The following is a 2768-nucleotide window of genomic DNA, read 5'->3' on the forward strand; positions in this document are numbered from 1 at the left end:
GTCCCAGTAGCTGCTGAAATGCTTTGTTGTGTTTCATATGTAATTTTAGTTATTTTTTTCTACTCTAAAGATGTCATTGAAACCCTTGAAAATAAAGACTTTTTGCAGCTACTGTCCTGTAGTGTGGCAACCTTGATATCATCAATATTAAAATCTTTGGTTAACTCTTGAATGAGTAAGTAAACTCGATTTGAACCTAAAATAATCTCTGGAATTTCTTTGAGCTCTATATAGCGCATACCTTTATTAAAGGCTAACAATGAAGCTTCTTTCACTTCATATTTGGCGATAAAACCTAAGTGTTCAACCAGATCATTCAAACATTTACAGCATGTATTATGCTGATATGTCAGCTCAGTAATAGGTTCATCATCGATATAATTGCAAAAGCAAAGATAAAAATCATATAACTGTTGAAACAAATAATCAGGTGACGATCGACCACCTTGCTCCATGGTCATCATGCAATTATCAATGCGATAGCTATGCATTAAAACTGTCTGTGCCATCACATATTTACTGGCTGAAATATGATTTAGTAAATCATTTTTAATTCGCGCCTCAATGGACAAAACAATGCTTTTAATCTGATCTTTGTAGCTTTCCCAAAATAGACTGTTATAAAAACTTAAAATCGGCGTTTTTGGTAAAACATTAAGCTCACATTTACCAGATGGCAGCATTAAAATCTTACAAAAAGGAAAGCTACTGATACTTCCATCCATAGTGGGAGCACTAGACAAAACTGCCTTGTAGCTTTTGATCTCAATTTGATGATCCACAACCGATATCTCTTTAGGTTTTGCAGAGAAAACATGTAAATAAACTTCTTTATTTGACGTCTTTAATAGCTCATCTAGCAAGCATTCTTCAATACTGAGATTATTATGCAACTCATAATATTGACCACAAACATCCATTGCTTTAAGCGCTTTAAATCGGATAACACCCATTGCGCATAAATCACGATCAATTACTAAATCAGCAAAGCCATAAAAAGCTTCACCTTGTAATTTTGAGCGTTGAGCAATAAGCGCAACATGATGATCACCCATTATATTAAAATGCTGAGGCAAAAGTAATTGACCATTTTTCCAATTGACTTGATGCATACAAAACTCCCAGTATTGAAACTCATTCACTTATGATGCATTTGAAGCAATGCCCCAAGCACGTGCTGTTTTTTGTCCTTGTCCTAAATCAATCGTAATATTAGGATTAGTTGCCTTTAATGATGGTGGCAAAAAGGTCAATGTCCATATCCCAAATTTTTCATGCGCATCTAAAGAGTCTTTATTATATTCAGCAGCAGGCTTACCACCAAAACTATCCAGACGGGTTGTAATTGCATCTTCATTCTTTGCATAGACGACCCACTGCCCTTCACCGGTTCCATCTTTACCTGCAAATTTATGAATTTCAAACTTCAGCTCAATTAATTGATTATCTGCTTTAAAGCTTTGCATCGTTGTAACAAGTGCTGTGTGATGGGCTGCAGGATACATAAATCTGATCGATAATGGGCTTGACGAGCGCTCGCCTAAGTTAAATATATCGATAATAGCAACGGCTTCTGCATCGCTCACACCATCATCGGTTGGCTGCTTATACTTAACACCTTTTGGCAGATCAGTCCCATTGATTTTTAGCTCAGTAATAACTGCATACTCTTCATGTTGCAAGGCATTGCCCTGATCCAATAAAACATATGGGTCAAACGTTTTATTAATCGCTGTACTATTCATTTAAAACACTCCTTTTGTCGTTGCGTTTATGTTTTACACATTAATTTTTAAGCTAATCGAGAGTCTAGCTTTAACTCAGCATCCATACCCTCAAATTGAAGATGAGGTAGCACACTAATTTTGCAGTTATACCAACCGATTTTTCCATCCACAGAGTTCACCTCAATGTTGGCTGTTTTAAAAGGGAATCTCTGTAGTGTTACATCATCTGGATCCGTTACTGCGGTTACATAATCGTTGAGCCACTTTGATAGTTGGTTCTGGATATAAGCACCATCTGCTGTTGAACCAATATTGTCACGCATCACAGACTTAACATAATGTGCAATACGTGTAATTGAATAAGTATATGACAGGTTTGAAATCATCTGCGCGTTTTCAGAATCTTTTGGATCTTCAAAGGTCTCAACATACTTTGCTGATTGCGCACTGAAAAAACAGGCTTCTGTTGTTCCTTTGTTGTATACCAAAGGAATGAAACCACACTTAGCAAACTCAAACTCACGATAATCAGGAATCACAAACTCCACCGGTGGCTTTGCCTCCTCCTTACCACGAATATCAAAAGTATGCGTCGCAAGATCCTCAACCATGCCTCCTGCTTTTGGACCACGAATATGCTGACACCAACCAGAGCGTTCAAACGACTTGGTTAAATTCTTAGCAAACAATATGGCGCTTGAGCCCCATAAGTAATCATTATCATTTAATGGATTAATATCTTCTTTAAAGCCTTTAAGGCCTTTGTTTGCTGGATTGATCTCTGGGTCATAAGGTAATGGCACTACCTTAAGCGGCAGATGAATCTTTTTTATTGGCATTTTTCTGCATCCTGTTAATTATTTCAGCTCTTTCCAACTCCCTGCTTTTATTAAGTCGCCTAAATGCTTTGGGGCGCTTTTTAACAGCTCGAGGCTCAATCCGTCCTGGTCTATTCCCCACCTTGTTTTTTATGATCGCCTGCAGCAATATGTCATGAGCTTTATCTGAGTTTGCTGCGAAACTTAACCATGATACAAAACT

4 protein-coding genes are annotated in these 2768 nt (G+C 37.4%); all 4 read right to left on the reverse strand.

Features of this window, described 5'->3' with window-relative positions:
- Window positions 1–59 precede the first annotated feature (59 nt).
- On the reverse strand, window positions 60–1112 hold the full coding sequence (tssK, locus tag IE867_RS14180; protein WP_192485365.1) for a type VI secretion system baseplate subunit TssK: 1053 nt from the start codon (window positions 1110–1112) through the stop codon (window positions 60–62).
- 30 nt (window positions 1113–1142) lie between these two features.
- Complete coding sequence (locus tag IE867_RS14185) at window positions 1143–1745, reverse strand: hypothetical protein (RefSeq protein ID WP_192485366.1); 603 nt, start codon at window positions 1743–1745, stop codon at window positions 1143–1145.
- Window positions 1746–1792: 47 nt separating this feature from the next.
- On the reverse strand, window positions 1793–2566 hold the full coding sequence (locus IE867_RS14190) for a type VI secretion system contractile sheath domain-containing protein (protein ID WP_192485367.1): 774 nt from the start codon (window positions 2564–2566) through the stop codon (window positions 1793–1795).
- The coding region (locus IE867_RS14760) for a hypothetical protein (RefSeq protein WP_225630041.1) at window positions 2535–2768 on the reverse strand (234 nt) is incomplete at its 5' end. The genes IE867_RS14760 and IE867_RS14190, both read right to left, overlap by 32 nt.

This window comes from Cysteiniphilum marinum (genome assembly GCF_014857925.1).
GTDB lineage: Bacteria > Pseudomonadota > Gammaproteobacteria > Francisellales > Francisellaceae > Caedibacter > Caedibacter marinus.